A 20,963-nucleotide genomic window follows, 5' to 3' on the forward strand; every position below is an offset into this window, starting at 1 on the left:
ACGTCTGGAACTGGCTGCCGATCAGCGTTTCTCCGGGGCGGGGGTGGCGCGGTGCGCGCACCACCAGATCCATGTTCAAACTGCCAACAACGACAAGGGTATGATTCATGCGATCCTCCGTGTGGATTGACGTTCCACCAAGCGGGTGGGCAGGATGCGGGTGCGCGCCGGCAAGCCGGGATCGGCAATCCGTTCCAGAAGCAGCTGCACGGCGGCATCGGCCATGGCGTTTTTATCCTGACGGATGGTGGTCAGAGGCGGGGTAACATAGGAAGCCAGTTCGATGTCATCGTAACCCACCAGGGAACAATCTTGAGAGACTTGCAGGCCGGCTTCAGCCAGGGCGCGCAATGCGCCGATCGCCATCATATCGTTGCAGATGAAGAAAGCCGTCGGGCGGGGGGCGCTGTGGAGCAGCTGGCTGACGGTTAGATAGCCGGAATGGGGGTGAAAATCGCCTTTTCGGATGAGGGATTCGTCCACGGGGAGGGCGCGTTCCTGCAGTGCCTGCCGGTAGCCGATCACCCGCTCGGCGCTGGGGGTGAGGTTGGAAGGGCCGGTGATGCAGGCAATGCGCCGATGACCGAGGTCTAACAGGTAGCGGGTGGCGGTCAGGCCGCCCTGCAGGTTATCGGTGAGCACGGTATCCACATCCAGGCCGGTCAGGCGGCGGTCCACTACCACCACCGGCAGACCGTCGCGCACCAGCTGTTCCAAAGAGGGGCTGTGATCGCCGGTGGCGACAAAGATCAGGCCGTCCACCTGCTTGTTGACCAGCACATCCACATAAACCTGCTCTTTGGTCAGTTCGTTTTCGCTGTTGCCGAGGATGACGTTGTAGCCGTTGCGGAAAGCGGAGTCTTCAATGGCGCGGGCAATTTCGGCAAAGAAGGGGTTGGCGCTGTCGGGCAGGATCAGGCCGAGGGTGCGGGTTTCACCGCGGCGCAGCGAGCGTGCCAGCACGTTGGGGCGGTAATTGAGTTCGGCCATGGCGTCCAGCACGCGCTGGCGGGCATCGGCGGAAACGAAGCGGGTATTGTTGATGACGTGGGAAACGGTGGTGGGGGAGACCCCGGCACGCGAGGCGACCTCTCGAATGGTGGGCATACAACCTCCGCAAACGATTGCGCAAACGTTTGCGTAATCAGTATAGCAAAAAGAATCGGGCGAGTCAAGCAGTTTTTTTGCTGTACCACAAACCTCTTGACAAAGTCAAAATATCCCTTATAATAGGATTAGTCTTATATATTATCAATCCTATATAAGGATAGTCCTATGTCCCTCGATCATGCCATTCTCGGCTTCCTCAATTACTCTCCGCTCTCTGGCTATGACTTAAAAAAAATATTCGATATCTCCGTGCGTCACTTCTGGAGCGCCGATCAAAGTCAGATTTACCGCACCCTGGCGCGTCTGGCAGAGAACGGGCTGGTGACCTGTGAGGTTGTCGAGCAGGATTCCCGCCCTGACCGCAAGGTGTACTTCATCACCCCAAAAGGGCGGGAGGAGCTCCACCGCTGGATGAACGAACCGCTGACCATGCAGCCCGCCCGCTCGGCGCCGCTTATTCGGGTGTTCTTTTCCGGTTTTGAAGAGGATGAAAATGCCCTGCAGTATTTTCGCGCCGGCGTGGAGATGATGAAGGCAATCTTGAAGGTCTATCAATCCATCCCCGCAGACCTGGACAACCGCATCATGCAGGAGATTCCCCAAATCCGCCAGATTACTCAACGCGACCGCTTTTTCTGGCTGCTGACTCTGGAAAGCGGTATCGAAAACATCCGCTCCACGCTGCGCTGGATGGAAAGCGTGATTGAGCGGTTAGAAAGAAAAGACTACACCAATCATTTATCTATTGAAGAACCACTTACAGAAAGGTAATCTCATGCTCCGAAAAAAATCCACCCGTCAAAACATCCGCCGCGGCATCATTCTGATGATGTTCATCTTATTCCCGCTGACCTACAATTTTCTTTCCCCCTATATCATCATTCACGGCGCTTCTCAGGGGGTGGTGAACGGCAGCTTCATTATGTTTGCGGGTTTGTTTGTATCTTCGCTCGTTTTTGGGCGGGCGTGGTGCGCGTGGGGCTGCCCGGCCGCCGGCATGCAGGAAGCGCTCTTTCTTGCCCAAAACAAAACCGTCCACCCGCGCAAAATTGATTGGATCAAGTGGGTCATCTGGGTTGTGTGGATTGGAATCATCGTTGTTTCGGTGGTTATGGCAGGCGGTTACCGCAAGGTGGATTTCTTCCACCTCGTGCGGGATGACTTTGCCGCAAATGCCGGCGCCGAGAGCCTCATTCGCTGGCTGATGATGTATTCGATTGTGACCGTCACCATTGCGGTCATGGCACTGACGATGGGTAAACGTGGTTTCTGTCATGCTGCCTGCTGGATGGCGCCGTTTATGATCCTTGGGCGCAAGCTGCGCAACCGCATGCCGTGGTGGTCGCTGCGGCTCAAGGCAGACCCTTCGGCTTGCACCGACTGCAATTCCTGCGTGCGCAACTGCCCGATGAGCCTGGATGTCAATGCGCTGGTTCATGCGCCCAGCATGGAACACAGTGAGTGCATCTTGTGCGGCAATTGCGCCGACAGCTGCTCGAAAAATGTGATTCAACTGGAATGGAGCGCCGGTAAGTAATTCCGGTCATCCGCCGGTAGGGTGAAGAAGCGGTTGGTGCGATCGGAATTACCCTCGCTGGCGGAAGTTGCCTCTCATTTTGGAAGGAAACGATACCATGATACCTGAAAGAACCTCAACCCAGCGTTATAGAAACCTGCTTTTGTACTTCGTTCTTGCCTATGCAATCTCGTGGACAATTGGCATTCCACTGGCGCTGGCGAAACAAGGGGTGATTCAACCGGTCTTCCCGCTCTGGTTTCATTACCTGGTGGGTTATGGGCCGATGATTTCTGCCTTGATTGTTACCCGCCTGACCGAGGGAAAACAAGGTCTCAAAGCACTTTGGGAACGGATCACCCATTGGCGGGTTGGCGGGATTGGGTGGCTTGCAGCCTTATCACCGCTCGTCCTCGGTGTTGTGGTTGCTCTGGTCATGAATTGGCTGACCCCCAATACAATTTCCATCTCCGACTTGGGAATGGTCAATTTTCTTCCCCCTTTGGGTTTGGGCGCATGGTTGCTCTGGTTGCTGACATTTGGCGTGGGAGAAGAGATTGGCTGGCGCGGCTACGCCTTACCCAGCCTTCAGAAAGACCGCAGCGCGCTGGGGGCAACCCTGATCCTTTTCTTCTTCTGGGCTTTGTGGCATCTGCCGCAGTTCTTCTATGTTTTTGATCCCGCCATTGCGATTGGATGGGCGATTGGATTGTTTGCCGGCGCCATTGTATTCACCTGGCTGCTCAACAGCGCACAGGGAAGCATTTTGATTGTGGCGGTTTTTCATGGATGTTTTAACTACATCTCCGCTTCCAGTGCGGGCAATGGTTTGCTTGCGGCAGTCGTCAGCGCGGCAGTGATGGTTTGGGCGGCGGCGGTGGTTTTCCTTTACAAACCCCAAACCTTATCCAGCAAGGGAAAGTTCGTGATTTAAGTATATCTTGGGTCATGCCTCTTTTCATATAATGCGTCTTTGTGCCCGCTGCCGCCGGTTGGAGCTATTCAGCCGAGCCAAACCGTGACAGATGTTTATCAAGGTCAGTTCGGGATAAACGCTTTTTGCATTGGATTTCAGAATTTGCCCCCTTCCGCACCTCCCCAAAATCGGCGCAGCAAATTTGGGGGAGGTGGGAGGGGGTCTATTTTACTGGTCACCGCGTTTTGTGCTTATCCCGACCCCGCGTTTATTATTAAACCAAGGGGCAAGTACTGGTGATGAGATATAATCATATTTGTTGCGGTTTATTTACAGGAGTTTTTCCAATGATGGATCGTTTTGGGGCTACGCGTCTTGGGGTTTGGATGATTAAGCACGTCATTGCACCGCTTCACCGTTTGCTTTATCGTTTATCGGGTGGCAGGTTGTTTGCATCTTCTGGTGCAGGCAGGGAAGTGTTGCTCTTGACGACTACAGGGCGCCTCACGGGGAAGGATCGCACGACGCCCGTTTACTACCTTCGTGATGGAAATCGCATCATCCTTTGTAATGTAAACCCGGGTTTTGAGCGAACAAACCCGTGGGTCATCAATCTTCGCGCGCACCCCATCGCCAGGCTGCAGATTGGATCGGAAATTGCAGAATATCAAGCTCGCGAGGCTACGGAGGCTGAGATTGACCTTTACTGGCCGCGTTTGATTCAAATCTGGCCGGCATATGAGTCGCACTTTCAAAAGAGCGGGCGGAGAGCCATTTTCATTCTAGAGCGGCGGTGAAAGAAACAGAGTATTGTAATCACATTCTAAGTAACCTAACAAATAGTGAAAACATGTCTTAAACAGGAGAACACGATGAGAAAACCTCATATCGTTGTCGTTGGAGCAGGTGTGGCGGGCTTAACCGCGGCATATCGCCTGCAACAAGAAGGCGCAAAAGTTACCGTCTTTGAGGCGCGTGACTATGTGGGTGGTCGTATGACCTCACTCGAGTGGGAAGGTTTTACTATCAATCCAGGGGCTCAGTACTTTACAGGTGTTGATCGCTACTTGCTCAAGATGGCCACTGATCTGGGTTTATCTGACCAGTTGCGTATTCGTGATCAAGGGCTGATGTTGTCAGTTTATCGGGATGGGCGTATTCACCCGGTGAATTTTCTTTCGATAGGATCATACTTGCGTTGGAGTGGAGTTTCGCTAAGCGGGCGTTTGGCTATGCTGCGCTTAGCCCCTCACATCCTAAGATTCCGAAAAGTCAACGTTTACCACATGGAACGCAGTGCCCAACCGGATGATCTTTCCTATGGTGAGTTTTTCCGCCGCTCCATATCACAAGAGATGTTTGATTATTGGGCATATCCGACATTTGAGACCAACTGCTCTTATCAAGAAAACGACTTATCTAAAAAAGCCTTCCTGTCTTTAATGGGAGGGTACCTAAATGCCAAAACCTACTTCTTTGCAAATGGTATTGGTGCACTAACCGCTGCTTTTGGAAAGTTGCTTGATGTCCGTACCAGCTCAATTGTGAGATCCATAGAAGTTAGTTCTGAAAATGTGCGTCTTACAGTTGATCGCAACGGTGATGTTGAAACGCTTCAGGCAGACCGTGTTGTGATTGCTGTTCCAGGAAATCGAGTTCTCTCCCTTTTCAAGCAACCCCGCGAGGCATGGAGGAACTTTTTTCCCAATGTGGCTTATACCAGCATTGCCACCCAGTTCCATATTTTTCAACACGAGTCCTTTGACCCAAAGGTTGCACCAGCCGATGGTGTGATGATCCCCAGACCCAACAAGAATATTGGTATCGCTTTTATTTATTTTCAGCAGCGCAAAGGTTCTCGTTGGTTGGTACTTACGGAGCCTCGGGCGGGTAGCTATAACCCTGCTGAACCAGATGAAGTTCAACTTGAGCGCGCATGGCAGGAGGTGACAAAAGTATACCCAGAATTGACAAACCGGCGGGTAGCCTCACGTCAATTTCGGTGGTCGGAAAAGGTACCAACCTTTCGAGTAGGCTATTTAGAGGCAGTGCGTCAATTTTTTGCTGATCCTCAGGAAAACCCTGTCTTCTTTTGTGGAGATTATCTAGCGGGTCCTGGTACGGGAGCAGCTTTATTTACGGGTTGGGAGTGTGCCGACCGTCTTCTGGCATCATTATAAGAAGTTCGTAAAGATAAAGATAATCAGCTGAGTTGCTCTTGCAATAGGAAAATCTTACTTTCTGTTTCAAAAGATAGAAGGCTCACAAGGCACTGGCAGGATGTTGTCTGTCTCTTTGGTGAGATTTGTTTAAAGGGTGTTGGAAAAACAGCAGTATCGGGTTGTTTTTCAGCTCAAATGGGATGAACAAGTGCCGAAGCGGGCAGACGGATACCCTCAAAATTCTCCCAACAAGGATTTCTTGTTTTGAATTCACGCTTCTTTTATGCGAGCATCTCCAATTCACTCACGGTCTGACGCTGGTTGTCTACGTTTAAAAGTTATGACCCAATGTCCGTTTTTATATTAGGGTGGCTGTTTCATATTGTTTTTTTCATTGACAAGGATGAGTGAATTGTATTAAACGCTTGTCCTTAAATCAAGAATGTTTGTTATTTTAACACTTTTCAGAAAATACCAGTTGACTTTAGTAAAATATGCATTATAATGTCATTACAACATAATGTCTTGATATTATTATCTATGACAACCCCACCCGTTCCAAAATACTTTCAAGTTCAGGAAATACTCCGCCAAAAAGTTCTTAATCTGTCTGAGGGAGATCAGATTCCTCCCGAATTGGAACTATGTCAAATGTTTCAGGTGAGTCGAATTACCATTCGAAAAGCTATTGAAGGCCTGGTTCAGGAAGGTTTGTTGGTAACCATTCAGGGCAAAGGAACTTTTGTTGCCAGGCCTAAATTTGCCGAAAAACCTCGTGAACGCTTTGTAAATCAAATTACCGGCTTTTATGGGGACATGACTTCCAGAGGTTATCAAGTGAGTACTCAAGTTCTTGAACAAACCCTGGTTTTCCCCGACAAAGTCCTGATAGAAAAACTAAAAACAGAACCTGATCAAAGGCTCATAAAAATTGTTCGATTGCGGTTCGTGAACGAATATCCTCATCACATTGTGACTACTTTTCTTCCTCATGGCCGATTTGGCGGTATTGAAAATTGTGATCTTCGAGAAGGTTCACTTTATGCGTTATTGCGTGAGCGATACAATGCTCAATTAGCCAGTGCCAGGTTCGTCGTTGAAGCATCAACCTGCAGTGAAATTGAAGCGGGCTTGTTAAATTATCCGTTTGCTGCCCCAATTCTGGTTGTTTATTCTCAAGTGTTTGATCCCAGTGGTACGCCGATCATATATGGGTTTTCAAGGCTTCGTGCTGACCAAAGTCAAATGGAATTTGAAGTTCTCACCCCCCTTGCGCTAGGCAAAAACACCAGCAATGGAGATTACCATGAAGAAGGGACTGCTCCAAACACTAAGGGCTGATCATATACTCTGTTCAATCAAAGTTTCTAATTGGCAAGAGGCTGTTGAAGTAACCGGTAAATTCATGCAGCGTGCCGGGTTATGTACCAACCAATTTACCCAAGCGATGTTTGACTTAATTGAACAACACGGTCCGTATATGGTTATTGCTCCAGGAATTGCTCTTTTACACGCAAGTCCTGGAGATTATATCCTTCAGAGCGGTTTAGTCCTGATAACGCTTGAACAACCTGTGTTCTTTGGCCATAGTGAAAACGATCCGGTCTGGTTGATTATTGGCTTGGCAGCTTCTAACGATCGTTCCCACGTGGATGCCTTGTCTGAGCTGGCCATTTTACTTTCTGTTGAAGGTATGCTTGACAAAATTCGTCAGAGCTCAAACGATTCTAAAAATTTGTTCGAGCTGATTCGCTCTTCCATTCCTGCAATGGAGGAGTAATACTTTTTCCCAAGGAGAAAATTGTGGAAAAATATCGTGTGCTTGTCGTTTGTGGAACAGGGATGGGAAGCAGTATGATCCTCAAGGTAATGGTAGATCGCGTTGTCAGCGATAACCAATTGCCCATTATTGTTGATTCTGATGTTGTCGCGGGTGCAAAATCTTCGCAGGCCGATTTTTTCGTGTCAGGATTAGATTTGGTGCCCACACTGGAGAAAATAGGACGTCCAGTAGTGGGTATCAAGAACATGATTGATCGTAAAGAGATCCTGGAAAAATTGCAGGAGCAATTGGCTAAATTCAAGAGGGATGCAACGAATTAAGCATTTTGTCTTGGACGGAGAAAGGAGGTTATTTATCGAGCGAAAGCTAAACCGATCTTTTTTTCATTTAGTAACAACCTTTTTTTCGAGGAGGAATAGGCGATGGAACTTCTAATGGCTCTGATTCGGGACGTGCTTGGTAATGCTGCCATCTTGGTGGGTCTGGTGGCTCTGGTCGGGTTGGTAATTCAGAAGAAGTCATTTGTGGAGGTGTTCACCGGAACAGTTAAAACGATTGTTGGATTTTTGATTTTCTATATTGGCGCCGGTGCCGGCGTTTCAGCCTTGAATAATTTTCAATCCCTTTTTTCAGAAGGTTTCAATCTTCAAGGCGTCATGCCTTTGGCAGAAGCACTAACAGCCATGGCAATGACCAAACTTGGTACAGTTACCTCGCTGATTATGGTTTTCGGGTTTGTTGTTAACCTGATTGTTGCCCGGTTTACCCCATTTAAGTACATATTCCTCACCGGACAACACAATTTGTTTTTTGCGGCCCTATTAGCTGTGGTAACCAGTGCATCCGGTCTCAGTCCAGTTGCTTCGGTTATTGTTGGCTCAGTGATTCTAGGTTTCTTTGCCGGCTTTTACCCATGGTTAGGACGGCATGGAATGCGGGCAATTACCGGTAGTGACGAGATTGGAATTGGTCATTATGTTACCATTGGTTATGCTCTCTCCTCATGGATTGGAAGCAAGGTTGGTAAGCCTGAAGATAGCACGGAAAAGTTGAAATTGCCCGGCTGGCTGAGTATCTTCCGTGATTACGTTGCTTCAATTTCAATCACAATGATTGTCATTTATTATGTTGCTGCGCTTGCAGCAGGAAGAGCAGCCGTAGAGCAGGTTGCGGGTGGAACTTACTGGCTGGTTTTCCCCTTGATTCAGGCTCTAACTTTCAGCGGCGCGGTTTATGTCATTATTACTGGCGTGCGCATGTTCCTTGGCGAAATCGTTCCAGCCTTCCTTGGAATATCCAGCAAAATCATTCCAAATGCCATTCCTGCTCTCGACTGCCCGGCTGTATTTCCCTACGCTCCAACAGCGGTCATCATTGGTTTTCTCTCTGCTTATGCTGCCGGATTGCTTTCTATGGCGGTGTTTTTGGCGTTAGGCGTTACGGTTATTATCCCGGTTGCTATTCCCTATTTCTTTATTGGCGCAACAGCGGGTGTTTTTGGTAACGCAACCGGTGGTTGGAAAGGAGCGGTTGCTGGGGCGTTTATCGTCGGCATCTTAATTGCTGTTGGACCTGCCCTTATATACCCCATCATGGAGCAGGTTGGACTTTCGGGTACCTCTTTCCCGGAAACAGATTTCACTGCGGTTGGATTGCCACTTTACTTCATTCTCTCTCTGTTCCGTTAAATTTATGACCATAGAAACCACCGTCGAAAATTTAAAACAACGAAGTCCGGTTTTACGTTCTCGAATTTTACGGATGATTCATGAAGCCGGTTCGGGGCACCCGGGAGGTTCATTATCGGTAATAGATTTACTGGCGACGGTCATGATAGCGTGGGGACGTTTCAGTCCCCACGCTGTTGAAAAAGACTGGCTTGTTTTGGGTAAGGGACATGCTGCACCTGCCTACTATGCAGTGCTATGTGAATTGGGTTACCTGACCGAAGAAGAGTTGTTTACCTACCGAAAAGCAGATAGCCGCTTGCAAGGCCATCCAGATCGGCGCAAGCTACCCGCAGTCCAAGTCACAACGGGTCACCTGGGGCAGGGCTTATCAATTGGAGCGGGGATTGCGCTTGGTGAAAAAATGCTGAACTCTGAGAAGAAGGTATATGTCATTTTGGGAGATGGTGATTTGCATGAAGGGCAAACCTGGGAAGCGGTTATGGCTTCTTCACATTTTCACCTTACAAATCTGATTACTCTGGTGGATTTGAACGGTTTGTCACAGCATGGCAAAACCGAAAGGATCATGAATGTTGAACCACTGGCTGAGAAATGGAAGGCCTTTGGTTGGACAACAATCTCAATTGATGGACATCGCTATGAGCAAATCCTCGAAGGTTTACAAGAAGCATCATTTTCCGGATCTCCGACGGTTTTGTTATGTCGTACCATAAAGGGGAAAGGTATATCTTTCATGGAGAATAATCCATTATGGCATTCAAGGGATTTACCAACCGATCTTTATGAAAAAGCATTGTTAGAGCTTGGGCAGAAATGATGATGGATCCTCTAAAAATTGCTCCAAGAGACGTTATTGGAGAAACGCTGGTTGAAGTTGCCAAACAAGATACCAGACTGGTCGTCTTGGATGCCGACCTCGGAAGGTCGACGCGCCTGACTGCTTTTGAAACGCAATTTCCCGAGCGATATCTTCAGTTTGGTGTTGCAGAACAAAACGCAATTGGTTTTGCCAGCGGTCTAGTGTATAGTGGCTGGCATCCAGTTTTTGTTACCTTCACCATGTTTTCTATTGGGCTGGGATGGACGCAGATTCGTCAAGCAGCGTATGCCGGTTTACCCCTTACCATAATCGGTACACACCCCGGTTTTGATATTGGGCCGGACGGCGGTACACACCAAATGATGGAGGATATGGCCCTTGCCCGGGTGATTCCTGAAATTGAAGTACTAACCCCTTCAGATAATCTTGAAACTGCTGCAGCTATAAAACAAGGGATCACCTCACCCAGGGTTACTTTCATTCGAGTTGGAAGGCATCCCATACCAATCCTTCATGAGCCTCCGGTTGAATTTGTTATTGGTAAAGCCGAAGTTCTCTTCCAATCGGGAGGGGATTATGTTCTCATCGCTGACGGTTCTATGGTATATGATGTACTCAATGTGGCAAAAAGATTGACAACCGAGGGGCATTCTTGTTGTGTAATCAATATTCGCTCCATCAAACCGATCGATGAAGATTTAATAATTGCTCTAATGGGCAGAGCAAAATTAACCATCACAATAGAAAACCACACCATATTTGGAGGATTGGGAAGCGCTGTGGCAGAAATTGCCGCTCAAAACGGTAGGCGATTGTTGCGGATTGGTAGTCCAGACTGTTTTGGTCGCTCTGCCGACACCGATACTTTGCGCCACATGGTTGGCCTGGATGCTGATTCTATTTACAAAAAGATCAAACAATTTATTTGTGAAACTTAGTAGAGGATTTTCCGACCAATTTTTTTTGGTGTAAATTCAATAGCAGATTGGGAATGGCTTTTGAACTACCCAAGCAAATTAATAAAAAAGAACCATAGAGTGGGCCTAATACAACAACATCTCCTTGATTTTATTTTTATTTTATGATAACGTTTACATGCGGACTCTCGATTAAAAATGGTGGAATTTGCTTCTTTGTTTTGTTTTTTATATTTTATGATAACGTTTTCATTAATTTTAATTATTCAAACAACGCAGCTGTAGTACGGCAATATATTTCACGCGCTTAAGGAGTAACGATGAAACTGGCTGACAAAAAAGTTGTTTTAATAACCGGTGGCGCCCAGGGTATTGGCAGGGGCATCGTTGAGGTATTTAGTGAACATGGTGCGCATGTGGTGGTGTTGGATATCAACGAACAGGGAGCTACAGAGGTTGCAGAACTTGCCAGCAAAGCAAGTGGCAGGCGTTCGATGGCCCTTGGTCTGGATGTTGGTGATCCCGAAAATGTGCAAAAGGTGGTAGAGAAGGTTGTAAGTGAATTTGGTCGTATTGATGTACTTGTCAATAATGCGGGCATCATGCGCAATCATTATATACTCGAATTTCCGATTGAAGATTGGCGTGCTGTATTCAGGGTCAATGTTGAGGGCGTCTTTCTCTGTTCACAAGCGACGGCCCGTAAAATGGTGGAGCTTGGAACTGGGGGAGTTATTATAAATATTGCTTCCTGTTCAGCAAACAAGGCCGACCAGCGACACTCGGCTTATTCGGCCTCCAAAGCAGCTGTCATCAGTTTTACGCGAATTCTCGCGCTTGAACTTGGGCGGTATGGTATTCGCGCCAATGCAATTTTGCCTGGTGCGACCGGTCCGACGCCCATGTTACAGTCTGTCTTTGAAAATGTACCCGGTATCGAAAAGGAACTTATCTCAAAAACCGTGCTGGGCAAACTGGCTGACCCAAGAGATATTGGTAACGCCGCCCTCTTCCTTTCCAGCGATCTCGCAAGCCATATCACGGGAGAGTATCTGGTTGTATCAGGTGGTGAATTCATGAACGCCTGACCGATGTAGTGACTAAAAACCAAGTTCATTCGAGAATACTTAAAAAATTATTGACAAGCCTGTGAGAAACTTGTATAATGAATATGTAAACGTTATCATATAGAATTTGTCCTCAAATTTTTGGCCCGTGCTGGGCTGATTAAATTCCTTTTTATGGTAACGTTTACATAATAAATTCAACCTACGGATCCCCTTATGCCAAAATCAAAAATGAACCACTCGGTAACCATTAAGGATGTTGCTGAACTCGCTGGCGTTTCTCTCGCAACCGCTTCCCGTGTGTTGAATAATACAGGTTATGTTAGTAAAGAAACGCGCTCGAAAGTTCAAAAGGCAGTAAAAGTTTTGGGATATAAACCGAATGAATTGGCGCGCAATCTCAAAAAACGCAGAAGTGACACAATTGGCTTGATGATCACGGATATTATCAATCCTTTCTATTCCTATCTTGCCGATGGGGTTTTAGATTGTGCAAGAAAACTTGGCTATCATGTAGTCTTGTGTGCCACAGATGAGGATGCCCATCTCGAAAAAGAATATTTAGTGGTGCTCATGCATCAACGGGCAGCTGGAATTATTGCCGTTCCTACTGGTGAAAATGTCAAAATTTGGTGTGAGGCTTACGATTTGGGTGTCAAAATGGTGCTGGTTGATCGGGAACTTCCTGATTTACCAGAAACCGATGTGGTGTTGGTTGATAATGTAAAAGGTGCATATGAGGCAATAAAGTATTTAATTGAACTGGGGCACAAGCAAATTGCAATTGTCAATGGTCCAACAACGACTACAACGGGTAAAGGCCGTCTTGAGGGATATCAAAGAGCAATGCAAGAAGCCAATCTTCCCCTTATTAACGACTATATTGAACAAGTAAGTTTTAAAGGTGAAAGTGGCAAGGCTGCTGCTAAGCGGTTGTTGGCACTTCCAAATCCCCCCACCGCAATTTTTGCAACCAACAATGTGCTGGGTGAAGCCGTTTTTACAGAAATCAATGCTGCTGGCCTGAGAATTCCAGAAGATATTTCGCTGGTTTTATTCGATGATGTACCATGGGCATCTCTTGTCAATCCTCCAATTACGGTGGTTTCACAACCTACGTATCAATTGGGTTATTTAAGCATGGAGTTGGTTCATCGTCGGCTACAACAGGAAAAAGATGACAGCCCTGTAACCCCTCAAAAGTCTTTGCTCAAACCGGAGCTTATCATTCGTAAGAGCTGCATTGCCCCCAAACAATTTAATTAGCTGAAGTCCAGGACAAAATAATTCTTTTTATAAGGAGGCATTACCATGTCTGAACAGATAGACAAACTGTCAAAAATTCATCTTCTGAATCTTTATGAAAAAATGCAGTTGATTCGCCGCTTTGAAGAAAAAGTCGCTGAGTTGTTTGCTAAGGGTAAATTGCCGGGGTTTGTCCATCTTTACATAGGGCAGGAAGCTATTGCTGTGGGTGTTTGTGATGTTCTTCGTATAGATGATTTTATTACCAGCACGCATCGTGGCCATGGTCATGTCATTGCAAAAGGTGGAGATGTTAGAAAGATGATGGCGGAGTTGTTCGGCAAAATTACCGGTTATTGTCGAGGGAAGGGCGGTTCAATGCATATCACGGACATGTCTATTGGAATGCTGGGAGCAAATGGGATCGTAGCGGGGGGACCTCCTATTGCCACGGGAGCAGCTTATGGCGCTGCAAAAATTCGTCATACTGACCAGGTAGCGGTTGCCTTTTTTGGGGACGGGGCAACCAATGAGGGGCCATTTGCAGAAGCCTGCAACATGGCTAGCGCATGGAAATTACCGGTGATTTTTGTTTGTGAGAACAATCTCTATGGTGTTGGCACAAGACTGGGGCGAATTTCTCCTTCCGAAGATATTGCCTCACGGGCGGCTGCATTTCATATCCCCGCTGTTTCAGTCAATGGAAATGATGTAATTGCAGTGAGAGAAGTAGCTGAAGAAGCCGTAAAAAGAGCCCGGAAGGGGGAAGGTCCGACTTTTATTGAATGCAAGACATGGCGACATAGAGGTCACTTTGAAGGCGAAAATCCGACCTATTTCAATAAAGAAGAATACCAAATGTGGTTATCGAAGGATCCAATTGCGGGATTCCGAAAGACGTTGTTGTCTGCAAACCTGGCGGACGAGAACGACTTTAACCTGATTGATCAAAAAGTAAATCAAGTAATCGAAGAAGCAGTTCGTTTTGCGGAGAATAGCCCCTTGCCCGATCCCGCGACGGCTCTCGAAGATGTTTTTATCTAATTTTCCAAAATGCGAAATGGAGGTTTTCCATGCCCAAGATGAAATTTATGGAAGCAGTACGAGAGACTATTCGCCAGGAAATGGAGAAAGATCCAACTTTGTTTCTGATTGGGGAAGATGTTGGTCCTTATGGGGGAGAACAAGGAGTTACTGGCGATTTATGGCAACAATTTGGCGATGACCGCGTTCGGGATGCTCCCATCTCAGAAGCCTTAATTATTGGATGTGCCTTGGGTGCATCCATGACCGGTTGTAAAGCGATTGCTGAAATTCCCTTTGGAGATTTTTTGGGGATGTGCATGGACCAGATTTACAACCAGGCTGCCAAAATCCGTTATATGTCAGGGGGGCAGGCGCAAGTAAATCTGGTTATTCGCACCACTGAAGGTGGCTATGTAAGCGGTGCGGAGCAGCACTCTCAAAGTCTGGTTTCCTGGTTTGTCCATATTCCGGGAATCAAAGTAGTCGAACCCGCGACTCCCGCGGACGCAATGGGATTATTGCGGGCAGCGTTGAGAGATGGCAATCCGGTCATCATTTTCGAGCACCGATATTTGTATTCTTTGGTAGATGACGTACCTGATGACCCCGACTTCATTATTCCCCTTGGAAAAGCCAACATTGTCAGAGAAGGGAATGATTGTACGGTGATTGCCACTGCCCTTCAATTGTATAAAGCAAAAGAAGCTGCTGAAATTTTGGCTCGAAAAGGAATAGAAATTGAACTGATTGATCCTCGCACAATTGATCCGCTCGATGAAGAGACGATTCTCAAATCGGTAAAGAAAACCGGCAGAGCAGTTATCGTTCATGAAACCTGGGTTAAGGGTGGATATGGAGCCGAAATTGCCGCCATTATTGCTGATAAGGCCATTAATTACTTAAACGGACCTGTGAAGAGAGTAGGTGCAAAAAATGTTCCCATCCCATTCAGTCCTGTTTTGGAGAATTATGTTCTTCCTCAAGTAGAAGATATTGTCAGAGCAGTCGAAGAAACGATGGAATAAGAAAGGGGAACAGAAAATGAGTGAGTTGAAAAAAGAATATTTGAATGTTGCGCTGATCGGTCATAAATTTATGGGGAAAGCCCATACTCACGCATACACAGATGTTGGCATTTTCTTTAACTTGAAATGCAAACCGGTCAAGAAAGTTCTGTGTGCGGTTGGAGATGATGTAGCCCAAACGGCAGAACGTTGGGGTTGGGAGGAATGGTCACAAGATTGGCGCGAGGTTGTCAACCGGTCAGACATAGATGTGGTTGATATTTCTGCGCCAAGCAAAATCCATAAAGATATAGCTCTGGCAGCTGCCCAAGCGGGGAAACACATATTCTGTGAGAAACCATTAGCCATGAATTTAGAGGATGCCCGGCAAATGTTGAATGCCGTTGAGGAAGCCGGAATAGTCCATGCTGTTGGATTTAACTATCGGAAAGTACCGGCAATTGGTTTGGCAAAACAAATCATTGAATCAGGTGAGCTTGGCGAGATTTATCACTTTCGGGGTATTTACTCTCAAGACTGGTTAGTTGATCCGAATTTTCCAATTGCCTGGAGATTGAGAAAAAAAGATGCCGGAGCAGGGGCATCGTGGGACCTTGGAGCACATGTTGTGGATCTTGCCAGGTTCCTGGTCGGTGAAATTGATGAGGTCATCGGCTTACAGAGTACTTTCATCCGTGAGCGCCCCGTAGCAGTGCTGGAAGATGGGCTGGTTGCTGTTGCGGGCAAAGAGAAGGGAATAGTGGATGTTGATGATGCCACATCTTTTCTTGGACGATTTGAAAATGGCGCTATGGGCTTGTTTGAGGTAACCCGTTTTGGCACCGGTCATCGAAATCTTCTCCAAATCGAAATTTACGGCAGTTTGGGGGGCATTATTTGGCGTGGATTTGAGAACATGAATAATCTTGAGTTTTATTCACGGAAAGATCCCCGCCATCTTCAAGGGTATCGGCTTATTCAAGTGGGTGAGAGTGAACATCCCTATGTGGGGAACTGGTTTCCGGCAGGTCATATCATCGGATTTGGAGAAACTTTTGTTCATGAAATTTATGATTTTCTCCAGGCAATCGCTGAACACAAACCTGCTTCTCCATCATTTTTTGATGGTTATAAATGCCAGCAAATTTTGGTGAGCGTAGATCGGTCACTGGTTGCCCGCAGTTGGGTCAAAATCATGGATTCTGAGTAAAGTCAATCATTTTCCCGAAATACTAATTTTGTGATGGAGGTAATGATGATTACAAAAGAACAGTATGAAGAAACCCGCCAAAAAGTATTAAGAATGCTTGAAAAAGCAGGAATAGTCCTATCGGAGGAAGAGAAAAATCGCATTGAAGTAGCCGATTTTGGTTTGGGAGATTTAGAACACACTGCTTTGCAGTTGGTTACCTATGTGAACACCGAAAGGGTATGTGCAAAGGAGTTAATTATGTTTCCCGGACAAACCTGCCCGGAACATATGCACCCTCCAGTTTATGGTGAGCCCGGTAAAGAAGAAACCTTCCGTTGTCGCTGGGGAGAGATGTATCTTTATGTGCCTGGAGAACCAACCCAAAATCCAAAAGCTTTTCCGCCTGAGGGGGATGAAAAGTATTATACAGTTTTTCACGAGATTATTCTTCGTCCTGGTGATCAGTACACTCTCAAACCAAACACTCCCCACTGGTTTCAAGCCGGTCCGGAAGGGGCAATTGTATCTGAGTTTTCAACTACCAGCCGGGATGAAACGGATATATTCACTGATCCACGTATTGATCGGATTCCGAAAGTGGCAGAGTAATGGTGAGGAGCAGGAAAATTGGAAAATAAATCTGCAGACTCGGGCAATCATATTCAAGTAAATGACTTTTCGGGAAAAGCAGTCCCACTGCTGGAAGCCCATGGTTTGGTAAAAGCCTTTTCAGGTACGGTTGCCGTCAATGGTGTTGACATTGAAATTTATCCCGGTGATGTAATTGCCATTGTTGGAGAAAACGGCGCCGGGAAAACTACCTTAAAGAATCTTTTAATTGGGCTGTTGAACCCAGATAAAGGGACCATCAAATTGGAGGGACAAAATATAGCTCACTTCCATGCGGCTGACTTGGGAATTGCAGCAGTTCATCAGGAATTCAGCCTTTTTCCCAGTTTGAGTGTGGCGGAAAATGTGTGCATTGTAGATCTGCCAGGTCGTGGTTTGTTCGTCAATTGGTCTGAAGTTTACCAAACCGCCAAAAAGTATCTGGACATGATCGGTGCAAATCTTGATATGGATAGGCCTGTGGAAAAGCTAAGCACCGGTGAACAACAGCTGGTTGAAATTGCCAAAGCGTTGCGTCAGGCAACCAAAATATTGATTTTGGACGAGCCGACCACATCCCTAACCAAACCGGAAAGAGAACGCTTGTTTGATGTCATTATGCGTCTTCGGGAGCGGGGGTTGGGAATCGTTTTCATTTCTCATTTTATTGAGGAGGTCTATCAGGTTGCTAACAAGGTAGTAGTACTGAGAGATGGCCACTATGTGGGTGGGGGAGAGGTTTCAAAAATGCCTCGAAGGCTGTTGGAAGAATTAATGGTTGGGCGTTCGATAACAACCAATCATATTCAAGTTGGACAGCCGTCTGAAGAGATCGTTCTAAAAGTAGAAGGTATTTCTGCGGGCAATAAGGTGAAAGGAATTTCGTTTGAGCTGCACCGAGGCGAGGTACTCGGTTTGTGTGGTTTGATGGGAGCAGGTAGGACGGAACTTGTAGAGACGGTTTTCGGTTTGCGCGCCGGGTATGGGAAAGTCTGGATTAAAGGAAATTTGATTGAAGATCGAACGCCTTCAACGATGCGTGAACGTGGAGTCGCCTTTGTCCCGGAAGATCGTCGTCGAAATGGACTTTTTGTTATTCGCAGCTTAAGAGAGAACTTAACCATTAGTGCTCTATCCCGGTTGGTAAGACGCAAACTGCCTGGTATTGGTTTCAAGGGTGAGCAGGAAAGCGCTCAACAAATTGCACAATCAATGAATGTGGTTTATGCCAGTTTAGAACGACCCATTCGATTTCTTAGCGGGGGAAATCAACAGAAAGCATTGCTTGGCAGGTGGCTCTCAATTGAACCAGATATTTGTATTTTGGATGAACCCACACGTGGCGTAGATATTGGGGCAAAACAATACATTCATGACCTGATAGGCGAGTTAGCAAGAAAGGGAATGGCTGTTTTATTAGTTTCCTCTGAATTGCCGGAATTGATTGCTCTTTCCCACAGAATTCTTGTTCTCAGGAAAGGCGAAATTGTGGCGGAATTTTCACGCCAGGAATTTGACCCTCTGACTCTCATAAAATATATGGCTTCTGGAAGTGAAGAAGAGGTACGCGTTCGATGAAAAGACCTGAAAATCATACGAGTTCTTCGTTCTTTCAATTTGTTTTCACTGCACGTTGGTTAGCTGTGTTGGGTGGGATTCTATTGTTGGGTTTTGTTTTTAGCCAGCTGAATCCTGCATTTTTGCAACTTCGCAACCTGCAAAATATCATCGTTCAGGCAGCTGCTACGGGAGTGATGGCAATTGGCATGACCTTTGTCATTATGACCGCTGGCATAGACATATCGGTGGGTGGAATTCTTTTTCTAACCCTTGTGATTGCTACTCAACTTTCCCTTGGATTGCATTTGGACAGTTTTCCGGTGTTGATTTACCTGATAGCCATATTGCTTGGTGGGATGATGGGACTGGTCAATGGGCTTATCATCAATTATGTTCGAATCAATCCATTGATAACTACACTGGCAACTTTAAGTGTGTTCCGTGGTATTGCAATTCATATCACCGAAGCAAAAATTATCATTCCACCTGAGAGCGCCCGGTTTTTAGGGATTGGAAAAATTGCAGAAATTCCGGTTCCCTTCATTGTAGCCATTCTGGTAACGGTAATTGGTATCCTGGTCCTAAAATACACTCGATTTGGAAGATATGCGCTGGCAATCGGAGCGTCCATCCGTTCTGCTAAAGAAAGCGGTTTGCCAGTTCGTACTGTTTTGATTTTGGCCTATGCTATTGCCGGTTTATGCGCTGGCCTGGGCGGAATGATTCTTCTCGGACGGGTTGGGGCAGTGCAAACCGATATGGGCATTGGCATAGAATTTACAGTCATCACGGCTGTTGTATTGGGTGGGACGTTGCTATCAGGCGGCAGGGCTTCAATGCTGGGCAGCCTGTTGGGTGCAATATTTCTTGTCATGATTGACAATGGTTTGAACATGATCAGAGTTTCCGCCTTTGTTTATGACATTGTGCGTGGTGGAGTACTGGTCAGCGCAGTCCTGATCGATCGGGCTGCGTCTCTGGAACTGTTCTCAAATTGGCTGGGTTTCAAGATTAGACGATCCACTCGCGCCGCAAGTTCCTTGCCCCATTAATTTGTTTAGGTAAAAGAAAGGAGGTTTATATTGCCGGAAAAACATGATGGTTATTTCATCTACTGAATCTCGATGGTCAAATTTTCCCAAAATCTATACCCAAGGAGGATGAGGATGTTCAAACAAAAGTTTTCTCTTTTCTTTTCCGTGATTCTGGTCACAGTGTTACTCTTAAGTTCCTGTGCCCCTCAAATGACCCCACAACCAACACAGACTACTGAACCAGAGACCGGAAAAACAAGTTTTACCATTGGTGTTTCGCTGGACGCTTTGTTTTTAGGGCGTCAAGCGGAGATGGAAGGGGTGCGTGCGGCTGCGAAGGAGAAGGGGATCAAGCTGATTGAATCGGTAGCCGATAACGATGCTCAGCAGCAAAATGCTCAGATTGAGTCGTTCATCAACCAGAAGGTAGATGCGATTCTGGTCGTGGCGGTGGATAACACAGCCATTCTGACGGCGATTGATGCGGCGAAGGCAGCCGGGATACCGGTAATTACCTTTGACCGCAAGGTAACTCACGAATGGGTATCCTACCATAGTGGGTTGGATTCGTATTCGGATGGTAAGGCATGCGGGGAGTATGTGAAGAGTCAGAATGATGGGCAGCCGCACACAATTCTGCATCTATTGGGGGCGCTGAACGATGACAATGCAATTCAGCGGCGGGATGGATTTGAGGATGCGTTGAAGGGAGAGAAGAACCTGACAATCATCCAGGAGCCGACGGATTGGAATGCGGACAAGGCGCTGAATGCGGTAACGAATGCATTGACGGCGTATCCGGATTTGTGGGCGATTCAGGTGCCATCGGACTTTATGCAAGACAGCATCAAGACGGCGATTCAGGAAGCGGGCAAGTTGAAAAAAGCTGGCGAAGCAGGTCATATCATTGTATGCACAATTGATGGTGCTGAGCCGGGCTACCGGGCTACGGTGGAAGGATGGACAGATGCGGTGGTGGCGCTGCCACTGGCTGATCTTGGGCGAGGAGCTTTAGAGGCAGCATACACTGTGCTGACCGGCGGAAAGCTGACCGTGACCGATCAACGCTTCCCCGGCACTCTCTATACATATAAAAACGCCTACGATAACCGGGCAAAGATATGGGGTGCTGCGGGTTCGGATATCAAACCATCTGAAGCTGAGTCAATGAAGCAATTTACCATTGGTGTTTCACTGGATGCTTTGTTTTTAGGGCGTCAAGCGGAGATGGAAGGGGTGCGTGCGGCTGCGAAGGAGAAGGGGATCAAGCTGATTGAATCGGTAGCCGATAACGATGCTCAGCAGCAAAAT

The 20,963-nt window shown here is 47.0% G+C and carries 21 protein-coding genes and 1 pseudogene; 20 read left to right on the top strand and 2 right to left on the bottom strand.

The window, feature by feature from the left end:
• Nucleotides 1-109 (bottom strand): annotated as a pseudogene (locus tag ACWIZX_RS00775) (ribokinase); the annotation flags it as partial.
• Nucleotides 106-1,107, bottom strand: a complete 1,002-nt coding sequence (locus tag ACWIZX_RS00780; RefSeq protein WP_448334492.1) for a LacI family DNA-binding transcriptional regulator — start codon at nt 1,105-1,107, stop codon at nt 106-108. The gene ACWIZX_RS00780 and the pseudogene ACWIZX_RS00775, both read right to left, overlap by 4 nt.
• A gap of 168 nt (nt 1,108-1,275) precedes the next feature.
• Between ACWIZX_RS00780 and ACWIZX_RS00785 the strand changes: the two genes are divergently transcribed.
• The 20 genes from ACWIZX_RS00785 to ACWIZX_RS00880 form a co-directional block, all read left to right on the top strand.
• Entirely contained in the window at nt 1,276-1,881 is a 606-nt protein-coding gene (locus ACWIZX_RS00785) for a PadR family transcriptional regulator (protein WP_448334493.1), read from the top strand.
• Nucleotides 1,882-1,885: 4 nt separating this feature from the next.
• Nucleotides 1,886-2,647 carry a 4Fe-4S binding protein gene (locus ACWIZX_RS00790; protein WP_448334494.1) on the top strand — a complete coding sequence of 254 codons (762 nt, stop codon included), beginning with the start codon at nt 1,886-1,888 and terminating at the stop codon, nt 2,645-2,647.
• Between the two features lie 97 nt (nt 2,648-2,744).
• Complete coding sequence (locus ACWIZX_RS00795; protein ID WP_448334495.1) at nt 2,745-3,560, top strand: CPBP family intramembrane glutamic endopeptidase; 816 nt, start codon at nt 2,745-2,747, stop codon at nt 3,558-3,560.
• 329 nt (nt 3,561-3,889) lie between these two features.
• Nucleotides 3,890-4,339 (top strand): nitroreductase/quinone reductase family protein, encoded by a 450-nt coding sequence (locus ACWIZX_RS00800; RefSeq protein WP_448334496.1) that lies wholly within the window; start codon nt 3,890-3,892, stop codon nt 4,337-4,339.
• 45 nt (nt 4,340-4,384) lie between these two features.
• Nucleotides 4,385-5,722 carry a protoporphyrinogen/coproporphyrinogen oxidase gene (locus tag ACWIZX_RS00805; protein ID WP_448334497.1) on the top strand — a complete coding sequence of 446 codons (1,338 nt, stop codon included), beginning with the start codon at nt 4,385-4,387 and terminating at the stop codon, nt 5,720-5,722.
• A 522-nt stretch (nt 5,723-6,244) separates the two neighbouring features.
• Entirely contained in the window at nt 6,245-7,045 is an 801-nt protein-coding gene (locus ACWIZX_RS00810) for a GntR family transcriptional regulator (RefSeq protein WP_448334498.1), read from the top strand.
• Nucleotides 7,011-7,484: a PTS sugar transporter subunit IIA gene (locus ACWIZX_RS00815; RefSeq protein ID WP_448334499.1), complete on the top strand. Its 474-nt coding sequence runs from the start codon at nt 7,011-7,013 to the stop codon at nt 7,482-7,484. The genes ACWIZX_RS00810 and ACWIZX_RS00815 overlap by 35 nt, the downstream gene beginning before the upstream one ends.
• Before the next feature lie 23 nt (nt 7,485-7,507).
• Nucleotides 7,508-7,807, top strand: coding sequence for a PTS sugar transporter subunit IIB (locus tag ACWIZX_RS00820; RefSeq protein ID WP_448334500.1), 300 nt, complete (start codon nt 7,508-7,510; stop codon nt 7,805-7,807).
• Nucleotides 7,808-7,909: 102 nt separating this feature from the next.
• Nucleotides 7,910-9,175: a PTS ascorbate transporter subunit IIC gene (locus tag ACWIZX_RS00825; protein WP_448334501.1), complete on the top strand. Its 1,266-nt coding sequence runs from the start codon at nt 7,910-7,912 to the stop codon at nt 9,173-9,175.
• 4 nt (nt 9,176-9,179) lie between these two features.
• Nucleotides 9,180-9,995: a transketolase gene (locus ACWIZX_RS00830; protein ID WP_448334502.1), complete on the top strand. Its 816-nt coding sequence runs from the start codon at nt 9,180-9,182 to the stop codon at nt 9,993-9,995.
• Nucleotides 9,992-10,936, top strand: coding sequence for a transketolase family protein (locus tag ACWIZX_RS00835; RefSeq protein WP_448334503.1), 945 nt, complete (start codon nt 9,992-9,994; stop codon nt 10,934-10,936). Before ACWIZX_RS00830 ends, ACWIZX_RS00835 begins: the two co-directional genes overlap by 4 nt.
• 299 nt (nt 10,937-11,235) lie before the next feature.
• Complete coding sequence (locus tag ACWIZX_RS00840; protein ID WP_448334504.1) at nt 11,236-12,003, top strand: SDR family NAD(P)-dependent oxidoreductase; 768 nt, start codon at nt 11,236-11,238, stop codon at nt 12,001-12,003.
• A 195-nt stretch (nt 12,004-12,198) separates the two neighbouring features.
• A complete protein-coding gene (locus ACWIZX_RS00845; RefSeq protein ID WP_448334505.1) occupies nt 12,199-13,248 on the top strand; it encodes a LacI family DNA-binding transcriptional regulator in 1,050 nt (349 codons plus the stop codon).
• Between the two features lie 45 nt (nt 13,249-13,293).
• Nucleotides 13,294-14,271 carry a thiamine pyrophosphate-dependent dehydrogenase E1 component subunit alpha gene (locus ACWIZX_RS00850; protein WP_448334506.1) on the top strand — a complete coding sequence of 326 codons (978 nt, stop codon included), beginning with the start codon at nt 13,294-13,296 and terminating at the stop codon, nt 14,269-14,271.
• Between the two features lie 29 nt (nt 14,272-14,300).
• Nucleotides 14,301-15,278 carry an alpha-ketoacid dehydrogenase subunit beta gene (locus tag ACWIZX_RS00855; protein WP_448334507.1) on the top strand — a complete coding sequence of 326 codons (978 nt, stop codon included), beginning with the start codon at nt 14,301-14,303 and terminating at the stop codon, nt 15,276-15,278.
• Nucleotides 15,279-15,294: 16 nt separating this feature from the next.
• Complete coding sequence (locus ACWIZX_RS00860) at nt 15,295-16,467, top strand: Gfo/Idh/MocA family protein (protein WP_448334508.1); 1,173 nt, start codon at nt 15,295-15,297, stop codon at nt 16,465-16,467.
• Between the two features lie 45 nt (nt 16,468-16,512).
• Nucleotides 16,513-17,058 (top strand): D-lyxose/D-mannose family sugar isomerase, encoded by a 546-nt coding sequence (locus ACWIZX_RS00865; protein ID WP_448334512.1) that lies wholly within the window; start codon nt 16,513-16,515, stop codon nt 17,056-17,058.
• Nucleotides 17,059-17,076: 18 nt separating this feature from the next.
• Entirely contained in the window at nt 17,077-18,636 is a 1,560-nt protein-coding gene (locus ACWIZX_RS00870; RefSeq protein WP_448334509.1) for a sugar ABC transporter ATP-binding protein, read from the top strand.
• Complete coding sequence (locus ACWIZX_RS00875) at nt 18,633-19,670, top strand: ABC transporter permease (RefSeq protein WP_448334510.1); 1,038 nt, start codon at nt 18,633-18,635, stop codon at nt 19,668-19,670. Before ACWIZX_RS00870 ends, ACWIZX_RS00875 begins: the two co-directional genes overlap by 4 nt.
• A 114-nt stretch (nt 19,671-19,784) precedes the next feature.
• A partial coding sequence (locus tag ACWIZX_RS00880) for a sugar ABC transporter substrate-binding protein (RefSeq protein WP_448334511.1) occupies nt 19,785-20,963 on the top strand: 1,179 nt, incomplete at its 3' end.

This window comes from Bellilinea sp., from assembly GCF_053501535.1.

Bases quoted from the DNA above. Each gene is read 5' to 3' on its own strand.
- ACWIZX_RS00780 (WP_448334492.1), bottom strand. From the start codon at position 1,107: ATGCCCACCATTCGAGAGGTCGCCTCGCGTGCCGGGGTCTCCCCCACC.
- ACWIZX_RS00785 (WP_448334493.1), top strand. From the start codon at position 1,276: ATGTCCCTCGATCATGCCATTCTCGGCTTCCTCAATTACTCTCCGCTC.
- ACWIZX_RS00790 (WP_448334494.1), top strand. From the start codon at position 1,886: ATGCTCCGAAAAAAATCCACCCGTCAAAACATCCGCCGCGGCATCATT.
- ACWIZX_RS00795 (WP_448334495.1), top strand. From the start codon at position 2,745: ATGATACCTGAAAGAACCTCAACCCAGCGTTATAGAAACCTGCTTTTG.
- ACWIZX_RS00800 (WP_448334496.1), top strand. From the start codon at position 3,890: ATGATGGATCGTTTTGGGGCTACGCGTCTTGGGGTTTGGATGATTAAG.
- ACWIZX_RS00810 (WP_448334498.1), top strand. From the start codon at position 6,245: ATGACAACCCCACCCGTTCCAAAATACTTTCAAGTTCAGGAAATACTC.
- ACWIZX_RS00815 (WP_448334499.1), top strand. From the start codon at position 7,011: ATGAAGAAGGGACTGCTCCAAACACTAAGGGCTGATCATATACTCTGT.
- ACWIZX_RS00825 (WP_448334501.1), top strand. From the start codon at position 7,910: ATGGAACTTCTAATGGCTCTGATTCGGGACGTGCTTGGTAATGCTGCC.
- ACWIZX_RS00830 (WP_448334502.1), top strand. From the start codon at position 9,180: ATGACCATAGAAACCACCGTCGAAAATTTAAAACAACGAAGTCCGGTT.
- ACWIZX_RS00835 (WP_448334503.1), top strand. From the start codon at position 9,992: ATGATGATGGATCCTCTAAAAATTGCTCCAAGAGACGTTATTGGAGAA.
- ACWIZX_RS00840 (WP_448334504.1), top strand. From the start codon at position 11,236: ATGAAACTGGCTGACAAAAAAGTTGTTTTAATAACCGGTGGCGCCCAG.
- ACWIZX_RS00845 (WP_448334505.1), top strand. From the start codon at position 12,199: ATGCCAAAATCAAAAATGAACCACTCGGTAACCATTAAGGATGTTGCT.
- ACWIZX_RS00850 (WP_448334506.1), top strand. From the start codon at position 13,294: ATGTCTGAACAGATAGACAAACTGTCAAAAATTCATCTTCTGAATCTT.
- ACWIZX_RS00855 (WP_448334507.1), top strand. From the start codon at position 14,301: ATGCCCAAGATGAAATTTATGGAAGCAGTACGAGAGACTATTCGCCAG.
- ACWIZX_RS00860 (WP_448334508.1), top strand. From the start codon at position 15,295: ATGAGTGAGTTGAAAAAAGAATATTTGAATGTTGCGCTGATCGGTCAT.
- ACWIZX_RS00865 (WP_448334512.1), top strand. From the start codon at position 16,513: ATGATTACAAAAGAACAGTATGAAGAAACCCGCCAAAAAGTATTAAGA.
- ACWIZX_RS00875 (WP_448334510.1), top strand. From the start codon at position 18,633: ATGAAAAGACCTGAAAATCATACGAGTTCTTCGTTCTTTCAATTTGTT.